We start from the raw sequence: 17045 nt of genomic DNA on the forward strand, positions 1-17045 counted from the left end.
TTACTTTTTAACAATTACAGCTCCTCCCCAAGTACTACCAAGCCTTCCTCCGACATAGGTGTAAGCTTTTTGAATCGTAAAACGATCCGAACTGCTTTGTCCTACGGATTGAACAGCTTCCTTAACATTTGACGGAAGATCTGCTAAGTCGATCGTTACTTTGAATGCGATATCAGAGTTGAAGACTTTCCTGAGTTTTTCGACGTTATCTTCTCGTAATTCACCTTTTGTGTTGTAAAAATAGACTTTATCCTTTGTAAAAAACACAACAGATTCCATCTTATCAAGATCGATACTATAGCCAGTCATATTGGTTAAATAGCGACGAAGCGCGGTTGATCCTGATTCCAGTGCATTTTGTAGCTCTGTATTATCTTTATATTCAATTCCCATAATGTAGGTGATCCAGGTACTTATATTGAATCCAGGGACTCTTCCGTATTCGTAGCCTAACAATTGAGGAGTTGCATTTGCAGGGTAGGCATATTTGCCCGGTTTAAGGGCCATTATTACATTTTTCCATCCGATTGCGATCTCGTCAGCCTCGGTTCCACTCCAACCGATCCAATTCTTTTTCTGCATTTCTCCCATGATTCCAATTTCGGAATACGCTACATAGTCATAGAAATAGAGTTTGCATTTCATTCTTCTTTTCGATGACAGCTTGTCATAGACAGCCTTGTTGCGGCCGAAAAGATCTTGTAGCCAGCCTCCAACGATCGTTCTTTAGTCAGCGTCAAACTCCTCAAAATTAGAAGTTGGAACATCAATTGACGTACTCTTTGTTTGATAGCTAATGTTCTTGTCGTCGACTGTTGTAGAATCTCCAATTTCAATGGTCATATCATCAGCGAATGTCTTATATAAGAATATTCCATCAGCCAATTGATATGTGTTGGGGGCGGTTTCTATTCCAGATAGTACGCGTAGTGAATCGAAATTAGCTCTCGCATAATCGGCATTATATTCACTATAATAGAATGTGCCTTCAGGTGCGATCCGATAAACGGTATCTCCAACCTGTATTTCTCCGTTAACATTGAGAAGTGCAGCGAAATTTTCGTTTGGAACAAGGTCAGCATAGCCCATTGCATCATAATAGCTAAGCGTGCTATCTGCTCCTGCATTGCTGGAATTTGCTGACTTAAGTTTAATTAATGGGCAGGTCGCGAATAGACTTACAAAATTTTCAGGCTTATTTACAATTGCAGATTTTGTGTTCGTTTGTTCGTTCCCCAATAGTGCTTTTAATTCATCTTTCGATGATAGTTTGATATAAGCACTAGCATTCGAGTCATCATATAAAACAACTGGATCATTAACGATTACATTATTTTCATGATTGCATGCAGATAAAGTACTACAAAAAATCAGAGCATAGAGAGAGAGAGGTTACATTTAGTCATTATATTTGAATATTTATTAATAAAACATACTTAATGCATGTTTTAGTAAAAAGGTAACCCTGAGCGAGACACAAAAATAGAAAATACGATATTTATAGAGCGGTGTCAATGTCAATTCAATTTCGTTTGAAGCGATTGAATTCTGAATGTAGCACTGGTGCAGTTTATAGTAGAATTGGCTTTTTTTACCTTTCCAATGTTTTAGATCTTGGAAAAGTATTGATTGTGACGAATAAAAAAGCTCCGCCTCAAATTCGAGGACGGAGCTTTTTCGATTGTATTTAAAATGCTTATTTGTTCTCATTATTGACCGGGTGACTGGAAGTCAACCGGTCAACAATCAGGCAACTTAGTCGGGCAATAAGCTGGTGCCGCCGGTTTGCAGACCGGGGATGTTGGTAATGCGCACTTTCGACACACCTTTGCTGATGGCATTAAAGCTATTGTCCAGCTTGGGGATCATGCCCGCGTGAATGGCGCCACTTTCCTGAAGCGCCTTAAACTGCGCGTGGTTCAGCGAGTCAATCACCGAGTTGTCGTCCTCCGAATCTTCCAGTACCCCCGGCTTCTCGAAACAGAACACCAGTTCCACATCGAAATGGCCGGCAAAAGCTACAGCTGCTTCGGCCGCAATGGTGTCGGCATTCACATTCAACATACTGCCCTGCTTATCGTGCGACAGGGGCGCCAGCACGGGAATCACTTTCTTCTCGAGCAGCAGGTTCAGCTCGGCCACATTTACAGCTACAATATCGCCCACAAAACCATAGTCGATGGTTTTTACCGGGCGCTTTACCGCTTGCATATAGTTGAGGTCGGCGCCGGTTAGCCCGATGGCATTCAGACCCAGCGCTTGCAGTTGTGCCACAATGTTCTTGTTCACCAGTCCGCCATACACCATGGTTACCACTTCGAGCATGGCCTGGTCGGTAATGCGGCGGCCTTCCACCATTTGGGTTTCAATGCCCAGGCGTTCGGCCATGGCTGTTGCCGATCGGCCACCACCATGTACCAGTACTTTTAATCCTTCCAGTTTCGAAAAACGAGCCAGCAAATCGGCCAAAGAGTCCTTCTCCTCAACCACTTTGCCGCCAACTTTTACGATTGTGAGCTTTTGTGTCGTCATAAAATGTAGAATATCGAATAATCAATAAGAAATGTAAAAGTATGAAATGTCATTTGTTGTCATTCTTAGTCATTAGGTCACTTGTTGTGCCGGTGTGTTGACTATCGAATGACCATCAATGACTATTTAATGACCATGAATGACAATTAAACGACCATCGAATGACATTCTTCCTATTTCATCTGATCCAACAACAGTTTCAGCACGGTTTGGGCCGAGAACAGGCGATTGCCGGCTTCTTCCACAACAATGGAGTTGGGGCTGTCGATCACCGAGTCGCTCACAATCATGTTCCGGCGCACCGGCAAACAGTGCATAAACTTCGCGTTATTGGTTACGGCCATCTGGCGGTCGCTCACGGTCCAGTCACGGTCTTGCGACAGGATTTTACCATAGTCGTTGTAGGCCGCCCAGTTTTTGGCGTAGATGAAATCGGCGCCTTCAAATGCTTTCATCTGGTCGTACTCCGGTTTCAGGTCGCCCATAAACTCGGGAGCCAGTTCGTAGCCTTCGGGGTGGGTAACCACCAGCTCGTAGTCGGTTGCACGCATCCACTCAACAAACGAGTTGGGCACGGCCTGCGGCAGGGCGCGTGGGTGCGGCGCCCAGGTCATCACCACTTTGGGGCGGGCTTTGGTTTTGTGTTCCTCAATGGTCAGGTGGTCGGCAAACGACTGCAAGGGGTGGCGTGTTGCCGCCTCCATGCTCACAACGGGCACCCCGCTGTAATCGATAAACTGCTGGATGATTTTCTCCTCGTAATCGTCGGCTTTGTTTTCGAATTTGGCAAACGAACGCACACCAATAATGTCACAATATTTGCCGATTACCGGCACGGCTTCGCGAATATGTTCCGGCTTGTCGCCATCCATAATCACGCCCAGCTCGGTTTCCAGTTTCCAGCCGCCTTCGTTAATGTCGAAAACAATCACATTCATCCCCAGGTTCAATCCGGCCTTTTGTGTGCTTAAGCGGGTGCGTAAGCTCGAGTTGAAAAAGACCAGCAGCAGGGTTTTGTTTTTGCCCAAATCCTGGTACTTGTAAGGATCCTTTTTTAATTCCAAAGCCAGCTTCAGGGCTTCATCCAGGTTGTCTAAATCGTGAACCGATGTGAAATGTTTCATATTTTATCGTTTTAGAAGCCTCTCCCCAACCCTCTCCGGAGGAGAGGGAGTAAAGTGTGCATTCATCTGTTGTTTCTTATTATTAAGACTTTAGTTCGTTTCTATTTTTCTATCCATTAATTCATCCGGTACTGTTGTCCCTCTCAGTTTATGGCTTTCTCTCCCCTGGGGGCGAGTCGGAGGGGGCTTCATTAATCCCGGATCTGTCCTTCGCCGTCGATCAGCCATTTGTAGCTGGTCAACTCTTCCAATGCCATGGGGCCGCGGGCGTGTAGCTTTTGGGTTGAAATGCCAATCTCGGCTCCCAAGCCAAACTGTGCGCCATCGGTGAAAGCCGTCGACACATTGCAGTAAACCGACGATGCATCCACCAGCTTGCGGAACAAATCCTGGCGTTCGGCATTTTCAGTAACAATGGCTTCGCTGTGTTTCGAGCTGTAGGTGGCAATGTGGTCCAGGGCCTCGTCGAAACTGGCAACGGTCTTCACCGACATCTTATAATCGAGGAACTCCGTTCCGAACGATTCGTCGTTGGCCCATTCCAGCAAGGTGGAAGGATAACTTCCTTCCAGGGCGTTGTGCGCCTGTTCGTCGGCATAAACAACCACCTTGCTTTCCGCCAGCTTGCTGCATATTTCAGGCAGGTCGGCCAGGCGGCTGTCGTGAATAATCAGGCAGTCCAGCGCATTACACACGCTTACACGGCGGGTTTTGGCATTATTCACAATTGCTTTTCCTTTGGCGGTGTCGCCAAACTCGTCGAAATAGGTGTGGCAAATACCGGCTCCGGTTTCAATAACCGGGATGGTGGCGTTTTTGCGCACAAACTCAATCAAGCCTTGCGAGCCGCGGGGAATAATCAGATCGACATAGCCCTGCGCATTCAGGATCTCGGCGGTGGCTGCACGGTCGGCCGGTAACAGTGTCAGAATGTTTTTGTCGATACCGTGTTTTTCCAGCACCGCGTGAATCACCTTCACAATGGCCGTATTGGAGTCGATGGCGTCGCTGCCGCCCTTCAACACACAGGCATTACCCGATTTCAGACAGAGCGAGAATACGTCGAAGGTGACATTGGGGCGCGCCTCGTAAATGATGCCGATTACCCCAAAGGCAACCGACACTTTTTGGATGCGCATGCCGTTGGGGCGAACCGTTTCGCTCAGCACGCGCCCCAATGGCGAAGGTAAAGAAGCAACATTGCGAATGTCGGCAGCAATACCGGCAATACGCTCAGCCGATAATTGCAACCGGTCGTATTTGGGATCCGTTGGATCCATGCGTGCCAGATCTTTGTTGTTTTCGCTCAGGATGGCATCCGTGTTGGCGATCGCTGCTTCAGCTACATCGGCCAAAACTGCGTTGGTTTGCTCTACAGTCAGCAGGTTTAACGATCTGCTGGCCTTTAATGTGCGCTTTAATTGTTGTTTTACCTCCATAGTTGTATCGCTAAAATTAAAAGTCCCCTTCCCTGGGGGAGGAAGGGGACAACTCAGAATATCTTAAGAATTTGTTGAAGTCAACAAAAGGGGGTTATTAGAAAAGGGTATATTGAATTATTCTGAGCTTATAATGATTCTTGTTTTGATTTGCCTCGTTTCGTGTTACAAATTTAAGCAATGAGAGGTTAAATCGTAAACAATTACATTCAAAAACTTTAAAAATTTAATCAAAAAACGAAAATTGCTTTCAATCTTCAATTAAATACAGGTAATCGTAATGAACAACCGGCTTTTTGTACTTTGTTCCGGCTTCGCTTGTTGCTTTCTCCGAATCGAACTGTGCTTTGCCCCAACCAATCAGGTTGGCTTGTTCATCGACAATCTTCACAATGTCGCCTTTTTCGAAATTCCCCTTCACCTGAACCACGCCAATCAGCAACAGGCTGGATGCAACCTCGGAGAACAAGGCTTCGGATGCCCCCTGGTTGATGACCAGTTCGCCTTTGGCAAAACTGTCGGAATAGGCAATCCATTTTTTGACATTCGACGCTTTTCGCTTTTCGGCTTTAAAGATGGTATGGGTGACATGCATTTCGTTCAAAAGAATGTCGGTCAGAACATGGTCTTTCAAACCACTGGCAATGTGAACATCAATTCCTTCTTTGGCAACCTTGCGGGCGATGGAGCTTTTGGTCAGCATTCCGCCGCGTCCAAAGCCAGACTTTTCCGTCGAGATGTTTTTGATCCACTCCTTGTCCTTCACCTGAATTTCTTCAATGATTTTGGACTCGGGCAGGGACGGATCACCGTCGTAAATTCCGTCGACATTACTCAGGATGATTAAAGCTTCCGAGTTCTGCATGGATGCAATCAGGCCCGACAGTTCGTCGTTGTCGGTAAACATCAGCTCGGAAACCGAGATCGTGTCGTTTTCATTGACAATCGGAACTACATCGTTTTCCAAAAGGGTGCTGATGCAGTTTTTCATGTTCAGATAATGATTCCGATCCGAGAAGTTGTCCTTGGTGGTGAGCACCTGGGCGCAAACAATCCCCTGGTCCTGGAACAAATCGGCGTAGCGGTTAATTAGTTTAACCTGCCCCACGGCCGAGTACAGCTGTCGCGAGGAAACCGTGTCGAGTTTTTTGCTCAGTCGAAGTGTGCTGCGACCGGCAGCAACAGCCCCGGAGGAGACCAGAATGACTTCGATTCCTTTTTTATGTAGCCAGGCAATTTGGTCGACCAAATGGGCAATGCGGGCGACATTTAAGGTCCCGTCAGGCTTGGTTAGAACGTTACTACCGACTTTAACGGTAATTTTTTTATAGCGAAAGCTCATAGTTGTTCGTCTTATGCCATTTTGTTGAACGAAGCGATCAGTCCCTGAATGACTGATGAGCTAAAACCTTTGTGTTCCATTTCGTTAATTCCGGTGATGGTTACACCACGCGGAGTGGTTACTTTGTCGATCTCGCGTTCCGGGTGGTTGCCGGTATCCATAATTAACTCGACAGCCCCTTTAACGGTTTGTGCCGTGATAAACTGCGCCATTTCGGCACCAAAGCCCATCTCAATTCCGCCTTGCATGGCTGCACGTACATAACGCAAAGCGAAAGCCGTACCGCACGAAGCCAATACGGTGGCAGCACCCATCAATTCTTCCTGGATAACAGCCGTTTTTCCCAGCTGGTCGAAAAGCTCTTTAACAGTCTCCAGGCAATCTTTGGTGTTGCCATTTCCGGCGATGCAAGTCATGGATTCCAGCAACGAAATCGCGGTATTGGGCATCACCCGCAGGATCTTCTTATCGTCACCAGCCATTTCTGCCAGATCTTTTAAGTTTACCCCGGCGACAATCGATACCAGAATCTTGTCGGGTGTCAACACGTCCTTCAACAGGTCGATGACTCCCTGAATGTGGTAAGGTTTTACCGCAAAAATGACAAGCTCTGCCGACTTCACCGCTTCGGCATTGTCGGCAGTTGCTGCGAATCCTTTGGCTTTGAGCTCAATTAGTTTTGCTTCGCGCGGATCGGAAATTGAAATAGAAGATGCCGGGAGATAACCTGACTTCAGAATCCCGTTTGCGATTGCACCACCCATATTTCCTGCGCCAATAATGGCAATTTTTCCGACTTTCATAAAATTCCAATTTTGTTCCGGACTTCAACTTTAGCGCTTGTCATTTAGGGGCATTTGTTGTCATTTATTGTTTTGCTTCACAACGAATGACCACTTATATGGCTACCAATGACCTGAGTTAAATGTTCCTGCAAGCCCGGAGGTTTGTTCAATTACGCTTCCGCGTATAATTCGTTTAATACGTTGTCAAATTTAGAAATAAAATATTCAGCTTGATCCATGGTTAAGCAAAGTGGCGGTAACAAGCGGATAATATTGGTTCCGGCGACTCCGGTGAAGATCTTTTCTTCTTCCAGAAGTTTCTGGCGAATTGCTTTGATCGGGGCATCAAACTCGAGCCCGATGATCAATCCGTGGCCGCGAACTTCTTTGATTTGTTTGTAGCCTGCCAGTTTTTTCATCAGGTAGTCACCAACCTTTGCGGCGTTCTCAATCAGTTTTTCCTGCTCCATAATTTCCAGCACAGCGATGCCCGCAGCGCAGGCCAGGTAGTTGCCGCCAAAAGTGGTGCCCAGCATGCCGTACCAGGGTTTCAGTTCGGGTTGAATGAGCAGGCCGCCAATTGGAAAACCATTGCCCATGCCTTTGGCCGTGGTAATTAAATCAGGTTTAATGTTGGTGTGTTGGAAGGCAAAGAACTTGCCGCTGCGTCCGTAGCCCGATTGAACTTCGTCCAGAATCAGCAGACTGCCGTATTCTTTACATTGGCGTTCCAGCTCCTCCAAAAAGGCTGGCTCGGGAACACGAATGCCACCAATGCCCTGAATGCCTTCGATGATCACTGCGGCAACATCCTGGTTTTTCAACTGCTGCACAACTTGCTCAATGTCGTTCAGCGGCAGGATGATTGCATTTTCCGTTTCGTTTACCGGAGCTACAATCTTCGGGTTGTCGGTAATGGCAACAGCTGCCGATGTGCGGCCGTGAAATCCTTTGGCGAAGCTGATGATCTTTTTGCGACCTGTTGCAAACGAGGCCAGTTTGATGGCGTTTTCGTTTGCTTCGGCGCCCGAGTTACACAGGAACAGCTGGTAGTCGTCGACACCGGAAAGTTCCCCCAGCTTGTCGGCCAGTTCCTGCTGTTGCGGAATGATCACCGAGTTGCTGTAGAAACCAATCTGATTTAATTGGTTGGTAATTTTTTGCACATAGTGCGGGTGACTGTGTCCTACGGAAATCACGGCATGACCTCCGTAAAGATCCAGATATTTATTGCCTTCGCTGTCCCACATGTAGGCTCCTTCGGCCTTTACGGGAGTGATATTAAACAGCGGATATACATCGAAAAGTTTCATAATTTTTCAAATTCCAAAGAGTGAAAATCCAAATTCCAAAAGTCTGAAAATCCAGCTTTCTGAATATCCAGAGATCTGTCTTAAAATGATACCGGTTTTAAATTCAGTCCGGTTTTTTCGTCTAAGCCAAATTGCAGGTTCATGTTTTGAACTGCTTGCCCCGAGGCTCCTTTCAACAGGTTGTCGGTCACACTCAGGATCATCAGTTTGCTGCCATGTTTTTCCAGGTGTAAGATGGCTTTGTTGGTATTTACCACCTGCTTCACATCCGGGTTTTCCTTGGTGACAAAAACAAAGGGATGTTCGGCATAATAGTTTTCGTACAGGCTGATGGCCTCGTCCAATGTTCCGGCAAATTCGGTATAGGTCGAAGCAAAAATCCCTCGGGTGTGGTTGCCGCGTACCGGTATAAAGTTGATGGCTTTATCGAAGCCCGGTTGCAGTTGTTTCACACTTTGCGTGATCTCGCCCAGGTGTTGGTGTTGGAATGCTTTGTAAACCGAAACATTTCCGGAACGCCAGCTGAAGTGCGATGTTGATGAGGGAGCCTGTCCCGCGCCTGTTGATCCGGTAATTGCATGAACATGCAACTCGTCGGTAATCAGGCCGGCTGCGGCAAGGGGCAACATGGTCAATTGGATCCCCGTGGCAAAGCAGCCGGGGTTGGCAATGTGCCCCGATTGTCGGATGGTTTCGCGGTTCAACTCCGGCAAACCGTACACAAAGTCATTTCCTTTAGCTTTTAAGCGATAGTCGTGACTCAGGTCAATAATTTTGACAGTTGAGGGAATGTCATTCGCGGTGACAAATTCTTTCGATTTGCCGTGACCCATGCACAGGAAGATTACATCGCACAGGCTAAAGTCGGGCTCTCCGACAAAAGTGAGATCAGTTTCTCCCAGCAGGTCACGATGTACTTCGTAAACCGGGTTGCCCGCATTACTGCTACTCTGAATAAAGGCAAATTCAGCTTGCGGGTGGTTCAATAAAATCCGGATTAGTTCGCCTGCCGTGTAACCGGCGCCTCCAATAATACCAACTTTAATTTTACTCATCTTCCGGATTAAAATTTCTTATTGACTGAATTGTAGATTTTTAAGGATGTTCCCAGAATTTTGGTGAAGCCTTTAACGTCTTGCGAAGTCCAGGCTTTATTCATTTCGCCGTATTCGCCGAAGTCCGATTTCATCAGGTCGTAAGGCGACTCGATACCAACCAAAACGAATTGGTAGGGGCGTAATTTAACGATTACCTTTCCGGAAACCGTTTGTTGGGTGTTTTCGAGGAACTTCTCAATGTCGCGCATCACCGGATCTAGGTAAAGCGACTCGTGCAGGAACATGCCGTACCAGTTGCTCAGTTGTTCTTTCCAGTACATTTGCCACTTGGTTAAGGTGTGCTTTTCGAGCATCTGGTGCGCTTTAATGATCAACAAGGGGGCAGCAGCTTCGAAGCCAACACGACCTTTAATGCCGATGATGGTGTCGCCGATGTGCATATCGCGTCCGATGCCGTATTTTCCGGCAATTGCTTCCAAATCGCGAATAGCTTCAACGGTGTTGAAATAGCGTTTGCCGTCAACCCCTTTCAGTTCGCCTTCTACAAAGTCGAGGGTGATTTCGCGCTCTTCTTTTTCTTCCAGTTGCGAGGGGTAGGCAGTCTCGGGCAGTGTTTGGTCCGAGGTCAGTGTTTCCTTACCGCCAATACTGGTTCCCCACAGGCCTTTGTTGATGGAGTAGGCCATTTTAGTCCAGTCGGCTTCAACGCCATGTTCTTTCAGGTAGTCGATCTCTTGCTGGCGGGTAAGTGTCAGGTCGCGGGTGGGAGTCAGAATTTCGATGTCGGGAGCAAGTACTTCGAAGGTCAGGTCGAAACGAACCTGATCGTTTCCGGCGCCTGTGCTACCGTGAGCTACATATTTAGCCCCGATTTTCTTGGCGTATTCAATGATGGCGATTGCCTGAAAAACACGCTCTGAGCTCACCGAGATCGGGTAGGTATTATTGCGCAACACATTGCCGAAAACCATGTACTTGATACATTTCTCGTAATAGGTGTCGGTTACATCCAGCGTGACGTGTTTGGCCGAGCCCAGTTCGTAGGCTTTCTTTTCGATTGTTTCCAACTCTTCCTTGCCAAAACCACCGGTGTTTGCAAGAGCGGTGTAAACTTCCAAACCTTTTTCTACTGACAAGTATTTTGCACAGAACGAAGTGTCTAACCCACCACTGTACGCTAATACTACCTTATCTTTCATTTTTGTTTGTTTTAATAAAAAGTGATGACACGAACCCGGCAATTCACTGAAAACTTACAACTTTACTAACCTTGAAACCTGCCTTGAACGTACTGCTTAACAATTAATCCTGAAAATTCCTATGATACTGATATTGTCCAAGCACAGGTATTTATGAAAAAAAATTAATCCTGAAACGACTGCCGAACAGTGCCATCACTTATATTTGGTTATACTCTTTTAAATACTTTAAAGTTTGATTCTTTGCTCTGGTTATTTGATTTGGGCTTTAATTTCCCGATCATCTCCAGAAGCGAAATCTTTTTGGGCTTTGCCGCCTTGGCTTTGGCAACTTTCTCCCAGGCCGGGTCGAACAACATGCCGGTGCACAAACACTTGCTGCGGTTGGTGCGCTGAAGGATGTCGTAGTTTACGCAGCTTTGGCAGCCTTTCCAAAAGCTTTCGTCGTCGGTAAGCTCCGAAAAGGTCACCGGACGATAGCCCAGCTCGTGGTTTATTTTCATGACAGCCAGACCGGTGGTCAAACCAAAAATTTTGGCATCGGGGAATTTCTTCCGCGATAACTCAAAAGCTTTCTTTTTGATTTCCCGGGCTAAGCCGCCCCCGCGGTATTCTTTCACTACAATGAGCCCCGAGTTGGCCACAAAGCGGTTGTGACCCCACGATTCCACGTAGCAAAAACCAGCAAATGTTTCACCAGCCAGTGCGATGATGGCCTTTCCCTCGCTGATTTTCGAGATGATATACTCATCGGTGCGGCGGGCAATACCCGTACCTCGCTCTTTCGAGGCGGCATCGATGGTGTCGTTGATGGTGCTCACATATTTTAAGTGAGAATCATCGGCAACAACAACTTTAATTCCTTCTGCTTTACTCATTTCTTTATTTGCCAATCTTGTCCTGTAACTTGGGCATAATTAATATCAGACTATTTTTTAAATCTCGGGCAGTTACCCCTTCGCGCATGACCAACATGATGGTGTCGTCTCCGGCGATGCTCCCGATGATCTCGTAAGGATCTGCATTGTCCAACACGGCAGCGATGCTGCTGGCGTACCCTGGTCGTGTTTTCAATACGGCCAGGTTTCCCGAAAAGTTTAGCTCCCGAAAGCCATCAGCCAGAAAATTAACTTCGGCTGTTTCTTTTTTGGCCTCGGCGTTTACTCCTTCCGGTATTACATACATGTAGCCTTGGTCTCCGGCGGGAACCTTGGCTACTTTTAAGGCTTTTAAATCGCGCGACAGGGTGGCCTGTGTTAAATGATATCCCAAGGCTTCCAGCTTGCTCAGCAATTCGTCCTGACTGTGAATTTCAGAGGTCGATATGATTTGCCGAATGGCTAAATGTCTGCTAACGCGATTTTTCATTCTGTATTTTTATACAATTACAATGCAAAATTATGCATTTTTTGTAGAAAACAAATTTTAGTTTCGGAATTATTTCTATTTTTGTAGCGGATTTAAAAATCAGAAGACTGCCCCGAGGGCAAAAAACACAACAGAATAATTTCTGAAAGACGTGAACAGAATACATCAATTAATAGCGAAAAATAAGCACAATGCGTTTGAACTACTTCCGTAGACAGACGCATTTTTTTTAATCAATATAAGCGATCATAGAAAATGACAGAGGCAAAAAAAGTCAGTTTGGTTTTAGAAGATGGGACCCGTTTCGAAGGAATTTCTTTCGGATATGACAGGTCGGTTGCCGGCGAGGTAGTTTTTTACACCGCAATGACCGGCTATCCGGAAAGTTTAACAGATCCTTCATATACGGGCCAAATTTTGGTTTCCACTTTCCCGCTGATCGGTAACTACGGTGTACCGTCGGATGGCATGAAAGATGGAATTCACCAGTTTTATGAATCCAACAAAGTGCACATTAGCGGCTTAATTATTTCGGATTACTCGAAAGAATACAGCCACTGGAATGCCATAAAAAGTTTGGGTGAATGGTTAAAGGAATGGAAAGTTCCGGGCTTGTATGGTATTGATACCCGTGCGTTAACAAAGATCCTGCGCGTGAAAGGATCGATGCTGGGTAAAATCGAGTTCTCCGATGAGCCGGTAGAATTTTCAGACCCGAATGCGGAAAACCTGGTGGCTGTTGCCAGCTGCGATAAAAAAGAGGTGTACGGCAATGGCGAGCACAAAGTCGTATTGGTCGACTGTGGTGTGAAATACAACATCATTCGTTGCCTGCTGGATCGCAATGCAACGGTGATTCGTGTGCCATGGGACTACGATTTCACCCAGGAAGAATACGATGGCATTTTCCTGTCGAACGGACCGGGCGACCCGGCCAAATGTGGTACGACGGTTGAATACATTCAAAAAGCAATTCAACAAGATAAACCAATCATGGGGATTTGCTTAGGAAACCAATTGCTCGCCCGTGCTGCCGGTGCTGAAACCTATAAGTTGAAATTCGGACACCGTAGCCACAACCAACCGGTTTTGCTTGCCGGTACTGATCGCTGCTTTATTACCTCTCAAAACCATGGCTATGCTGTAGCGCCGGAATCACTTCCGCAAGACTGGGAGCCTATGTTTGTCAATGTGAACGACGAAACCAATGAAGGGATCCGCCACAAAACGAAACCTTTCTTCTCTACGCAATTCCACCCCGAAGCCGCCAGTGGCCCGGTTGACACGGAATATTTGTTCGACGAGTTCATTGAAAACATTGTAAAATTCAAAAAAGGCTAACCGAAGCTTTTTAACGCAAAACAGCAGCATAAACATTCAAATTATGGTACGTTTAAATACAAGTATAAAAAAGGCGATCGTTCTGGGGTCGGGAGCGCTTAAAATCGGTGAAGCCGGTGAGTTCGACTACTCCGGGTCGCAAGCCTTGAAAGCATTAAAAGAGGAAGGCGTTGAAACCATCCTGATCAACCCGAACATCGCAACCATTCAGACTTCTGAAAATATTGCCGATAAAATTTATTTCCTGCCGGTTACTGCTTATTTCGTAGAGCAGGTTATTAAAAAGGAGAAGCCCGATGGCATTTTGCTGGCTTTCGGTGGCCAAACGGCCCTGAACTGCGGGGTGGATTTGTTCCATCAGGGAATTTTGGAGAAATACAATATTCAGGTTGTCGGTACGCCGGTTCAGTCGATTATCGATACCGAAGACCGGGAGATTTTTGCCGGTATCCTGAAGGAAATCGATGTGAAAACACCACGAAGCATTGCCTGTACCAATATGACCGAAGGTAAAGCCGCAGCCGAGAAACTGGGTTTCCCCATTATCGTGCGTGCAGCCTACACTTTAGGAGGTTTGGGTAGTGGTTTCTGCTCGAACGAAAAAGAGCTAGACAAACTGCTGGCCAATGCCTTTTCGTATTCGCCGCAGGTGCTGGTCGAAGAGTCGCTGAAGGGCTGGAAAGAAGTGGAATACGAGGTTGTACGCGACAAGTACGACAACTGTATCACGGTTTGTAACATGGAGAACTTCGACCCGCTGGGGATTCACACCGGTGAGTCGATTGTTGTTGCGCCTTCGCAAACACTGTCGAACTCGGAATACCACAAACTGCGTCAGATTGCCATCAAGATTATTCGCCGCATCGGGGTTATCGGTGAGTGTAACGTGCAGTTTACGCTCGATCCGCATTCGGAAGATTACCGCGTGATCGAGGTGAATGCCCGTCTGTCGCGTTCATCAGCCCTGGCCTCCAAGGCAACCGGTTATCCGCTGGCCTTTGTAGCCGCCAAGCTTGGTTTGGGCTATGGCTTGCACGAGCTGAAAAACTCGGTAACCAAAGTCACAACGGCCTGTTTCGAGCCGGCTTTGGACTATGTGGTTTGTAAAATCCCGCGTTGGGACTTAAATAAATTCAGCGGCGTATCCAAAAACCTGGGTAGCTCCATGAAATCGGTGGGCGAGATCATGTCCATCGGCCGCAGTTTCGAGGAAGCTATTCAGAAAGGAATCCGCATGGTTGGTGTGGGTATGCACGGCTTTGTCGGCAATAAGGACGAAATCACCATCGACGAGATTGATGAAGAACTGATCAACCCGACCGACCGTCGTATTTTCGCTATTGCGGCAGCTTTCGCGAAAGGTTATACGGTTGAGCAAATCCACGAGAAAACAAAAATTGACCGCTGGTTCCTGCAAAAGCTTCAAAATATCGATGAGCTGAAGAATGCGTTGAGCGAAAAATCAACGATTGAAGAGGTGGACGATACCTTGTTGCTGGAAGCTAAAAAAGCTGGTTTCTCCGACTTCCAGGTTGCCCGCCTGGTGATGGAATGCCCGAACAAGGAAATCAACGATGGTTTGCTGAAGGTTCGCGCTCACCGGAAAGCCCGCAATATTGTGCCCTTTGTGAAGCAAATCGACACCCTGGCAGGTGAATATCCGGCACAAACCAATTATCTGTACCTCACTTATCATGGTTCGGAACACGATATCGAATTTAAAAACGACGATAAGTCGGTGATTGTATTAGGATCGGGTGCCTACCGCATTGGTAGCTCGGTTGAGTTCGACTGGTGTTCGGTGAACGCGATTAACACCATCCGCGAGGAAGGTTACCGCGCCATCATGATTAACTACAACCCCGAAACGGTAAGTACCGACTACGATACTTGCGACCGCCTGTATTTCGACGAGTTGACTTTCGAGCGGGTGATGGACATCCAGGAAATGGAGAATCCCAAAGGGGTGATTGTTTCGGTGGGCGGACAGATTCCGAACAACCTGGCCATGAAACTGTACAAACAGAATGTCCCTATTTTGGGAACATCGGCCTTGAAGATTGACAACGCTGAAGACCGCAAGAAATTCAGCGCCCTGTTGGACGAAATTCATGTTGACCAGCCGCGTTGGAGTGAGCTGACCAGCATCGACGATATCTATAAATTTATTGAAACGGTTGGTTATCCGGTGCTCATCCGCCCGTCGTATGTGCTCTCGGGAGCCGCGATGAACGTGGTGTCGAACCCCGACCAGCTGGAGCACTTCCTGCAAATGGCAGCCGATGTATCGAAGGAACACCCGGTGGTGGTGACCGAGTTCATTGAACAAGCCAAGGAAATTGAAATTGATGCCGTAGCCGATAAAGGCGAAATGGTGGCTTATGCCATCTCTGAGCACGTTGAGTTTGCCGGGGTGCACTCGGGTGACGCAACGATCGTATTCCCGCCGCAAAAATTGTATGTTGAAACCATCCGCCGGATCAAGAAAATTTCGCGCGAGATTGCCAAAGCTTTGGAAATTTCAGGGCCCTTCAATATGCAGTTCCTGGCTAAGGACAACGACATCAAAGTTATTGAGTGTAACCTGCGGGCATCGCGAAGCTTCCCCTTTGTGTCGAAGGTGATGAAGATCAATATGATTGAAATTGCGACCAAAGTGATGATGGGTGTACCCTACGAAAAGCCTGACAAGTCGTTGTTCGAGTTGGATTACGTGGGCGTTAAAGCACCGCAGTTTTCTTTCCACCGTTTGCTGAATGCCGACCCGGTATTGGGCGTTGACATGTCGTCGACCGGTGAGGTTGCCTGTATCGGCGAGAACTTCTACGAAGCTATTCTGAAGTCGATGTTGTCGGTAGGCTACCGCATTCCGAAGCAAAATGTGCTGATCTCGTCGGGACCGGCACGCTCGAAACTGGAATTGCTGAACAGCGCCCGCTTGTTGCAGGAACGTGGATTCAACATCTATGCAACAGAAGGTACACACCGCTTCCTGCGCGAAAATCAGGTGGAATCAACCATGCTGCACTGGCCGGACGAGGAAGATTTGCATCCGAACACGGTGGAGTACATGCGCGATAAAAAGATTGACCTGGTGGTGAATATCCCGAAAAACTACTCGAAACGCGAGTTGAGCAACGGGTACAAAATCCGCCGTAGCGCCATCGACTATAATGTGCCGTTGATCACCAATGCCCGTGTGGCAAGTGCCTTCATCTATGCCGTATGCAAATACAAAATGGATGATATCGCCATCAAACATTGGGACGAATACAAAGCGTAATTCAAGCCAAACAAATAAAGTGAAGAAGGTCTTTCCGCAAGGGAAGGCCTTTTTTTCGATTTAAAGTCGCTTTGGCTGACACGCCTGCCTGCGGTCGGCAGCGAGTCCAAACCGCATCGGAGATGCTTTGAATGGCGATTCAGCTGCAACCAAAAGGCACGACTCATTTGTAGCAAATTGGTGTTGATGGGCGTTGTTCCAAACCCGACTGCTTTTTCTGTTTGCACTTTTGATCAAAAAGGAACCTTGTCCTATCGGACG

14 protein-coding genes are annotated in these 17045 nt (G+C 47.1%); 2 read left to right on the forward strand and 12 right to left on the reverse strand.

Going from position 1 to position 17045, the window contains the following annotated elements; translation table 11 throughout:
* From C8N47_RS09725 to C8N47_RS09785, 12 genes are all read right to left on the reverse strand, one after another.
* Positions 1-591 (reverse strand): hypothetical protein, encoded by a 591-nt coding sequence (locus tag C8N47_RS09725; protein ID WP_107822356.1) that lies wholly within the window; start codon positions 589-591, stop codon positions 1-3.
* A gap of 135 nt (positions 592-726) precedes the next feature.
* On the reverse strand, positions 727-1239 hold the full coding sequence (locus tag C8N47_RS09730; protein WP_107822357.1) for a hypothetical protein: 513 nt from the start codon (positions 1237-1239) through the stop codon (positions 727-729).
* A 516-nt stretch (positions 1240-1755) separates the two neighbouring features.
* Positions 1756-2532 (reverse strand): acetylglutamate kinase, encoded by a 777-nt coding sequence (argB, locus tag C8N47_RS09740; protein ID WP_107822359.1) that lies wholly within the window; start codon positions 2530-2532, stop codon positions 1756-1758.
* Positions 2533-2705: 173 nt separating this feature from the next.
* Positions 2706-3656 (reverse strand): N-acetylornithine carbamoyltransferase, encoded by a 951-nt coding sequence (locus C8N47_RS09745; protein WP_107822360.1) that lies wholly within the window; start codon positions 3654-3656, stop codon positions 2706-2708.
* Positions 3657-3847: 191 nt separating this feature from the next.
* Positions 3848-5095, reverse strand: coding sequence for a glutamate-5-semialdehyde dehydrogenase (locus C8N47_RS09750; RefSeq protein ID WP_107822361.1), 1248 nt, complete (start codon positions 5093-5095; stop codon positions 3848-3850).
* Between the two features lie 250 nt (positions 5096-5345).
* Positions 5346-6437 carry a glutamate 5-kinase gene (proB, locus tag C8N47_RS09755; protein ID WP_107822362.1) on the reverse strand — a complete coding sequence of 364 codons (1092 nt, stop codon included), beginning with the start codon at positions 6435-6437 and terminating at the stop codon, positions 5346-5348.
* Between the two features lie 11 nt (positions 6438-6448).
* The gene (gene proC / locus C8N47_RS09760; protein ID WP_107822363.1) at positions 6449-7240 is read right to left on the reverse strand and encodes a pyrroline-5-carboxylate reductase; all 792 of its coding nucleotides are present in this window, start codon (positions 7238-7240) and stop codon (positions 6449-6451) included.
* Positions 7241-7392: 152 nt separating this feature from the next.
* Positions 7393-8535 (reverse strand): aspartate aminotransferase family protein, encoded by a 1143-nt coding sequence (locus C8N47_RS09765; RefSeq protein WP_107822364.1) that lies wholly within the window; start codon positions 8533-8535, stop codon positions 7393-7395.
* Between the two features lie 80 nt (positions 8536-8615).
* Entirely contained in the window at positions 8616-9590 is a 975-nt protein-coding gene (argC, locus tag C8N47_RS09770; protein ID WP_107822365.1) for an N-acetyl-gamma-glutamyl-phosphate reductase, read from the reverse strand.
* 8 nt (positions 9591-9598) lie between these two features.
* Positions 9599-10792, reverse strand: a complete 1194-nt coding sequence (argG, locus tag C8N47_RS09775; protein WP_107822366.1) for an argininosuccinate synthase — start codon at positions 10790-10792, stop codon at positions 9599-9601.
* Between the two features lie 209 nt (positions 10793-11001).
* Positions 11002-11670, reverse strand: coding sequence for a GNAT family N-acetyltransferase (locus tag C8N47_RS09780; RefSeq protein WP_107822417.1), 669 nt, complete (start codon positions 11668-11670; stop codon positions 11002-11004).
* Between the two features lie 4 nt (positions 11671-11674).
* Positions 11675-12160 (reverse strand): arginine repressor, encoded by a 486-nt coding sequence (locus C8N47_RS09785; RefSeq protein ID WP_107822367.1) that lies wholly within the window; start codon positions 12158-12160, stop codon positions 11675-11677.
* 255 nt (positions 12161-12415) lie between these two features.
* Here C8N47_RS09785 and carA point away from each other — a divergent pair, with 255 nt between their 5' ends.
* Both carA and carB read left to right on the forward strand, forming a co-directional pair.
* Positions 12416-13501 carry a glutamine-hydrolyzing carbamoyl-phosphate synthase small subunit gene (gene carA, locus C8N47_RS09790; protein WP_107822368.1) on the forward strand — a complete coding sequence of 362 codons (1086 nt, stop codon included), beginning with the start codon at positions 12416-12418 and terminating at the stop codon, positions 13499-13501.
* A gap of 43 nt (positions 13502-13544) precedes the next feature.
* Complete coding sequence (gene carB / locus C8N47_RS09795; RefSeq protein ID WP_107822369.1) at positions 13545-16784, forward strand: carbamoyl-phosphate synthase (glutamine-hydrolyzing) large subunit; 3240 nt, start codon at positions 13545-13547, stop codon at positions 16782-16784.
* The last annotated feature ends 261 nt before the right edge of the window (positions 16785-17045 follow it).

Origin of the sequence: Mangrovibacterium marinum (assembly GCF_003046625.1) — a bacterium.
GTDB lineage: Bacteria > Bacteroidota > Bacteroidia > Bacteroidales > Prolixibacteraceae > Mangrovibacterium > Mangrovibacterium marinum.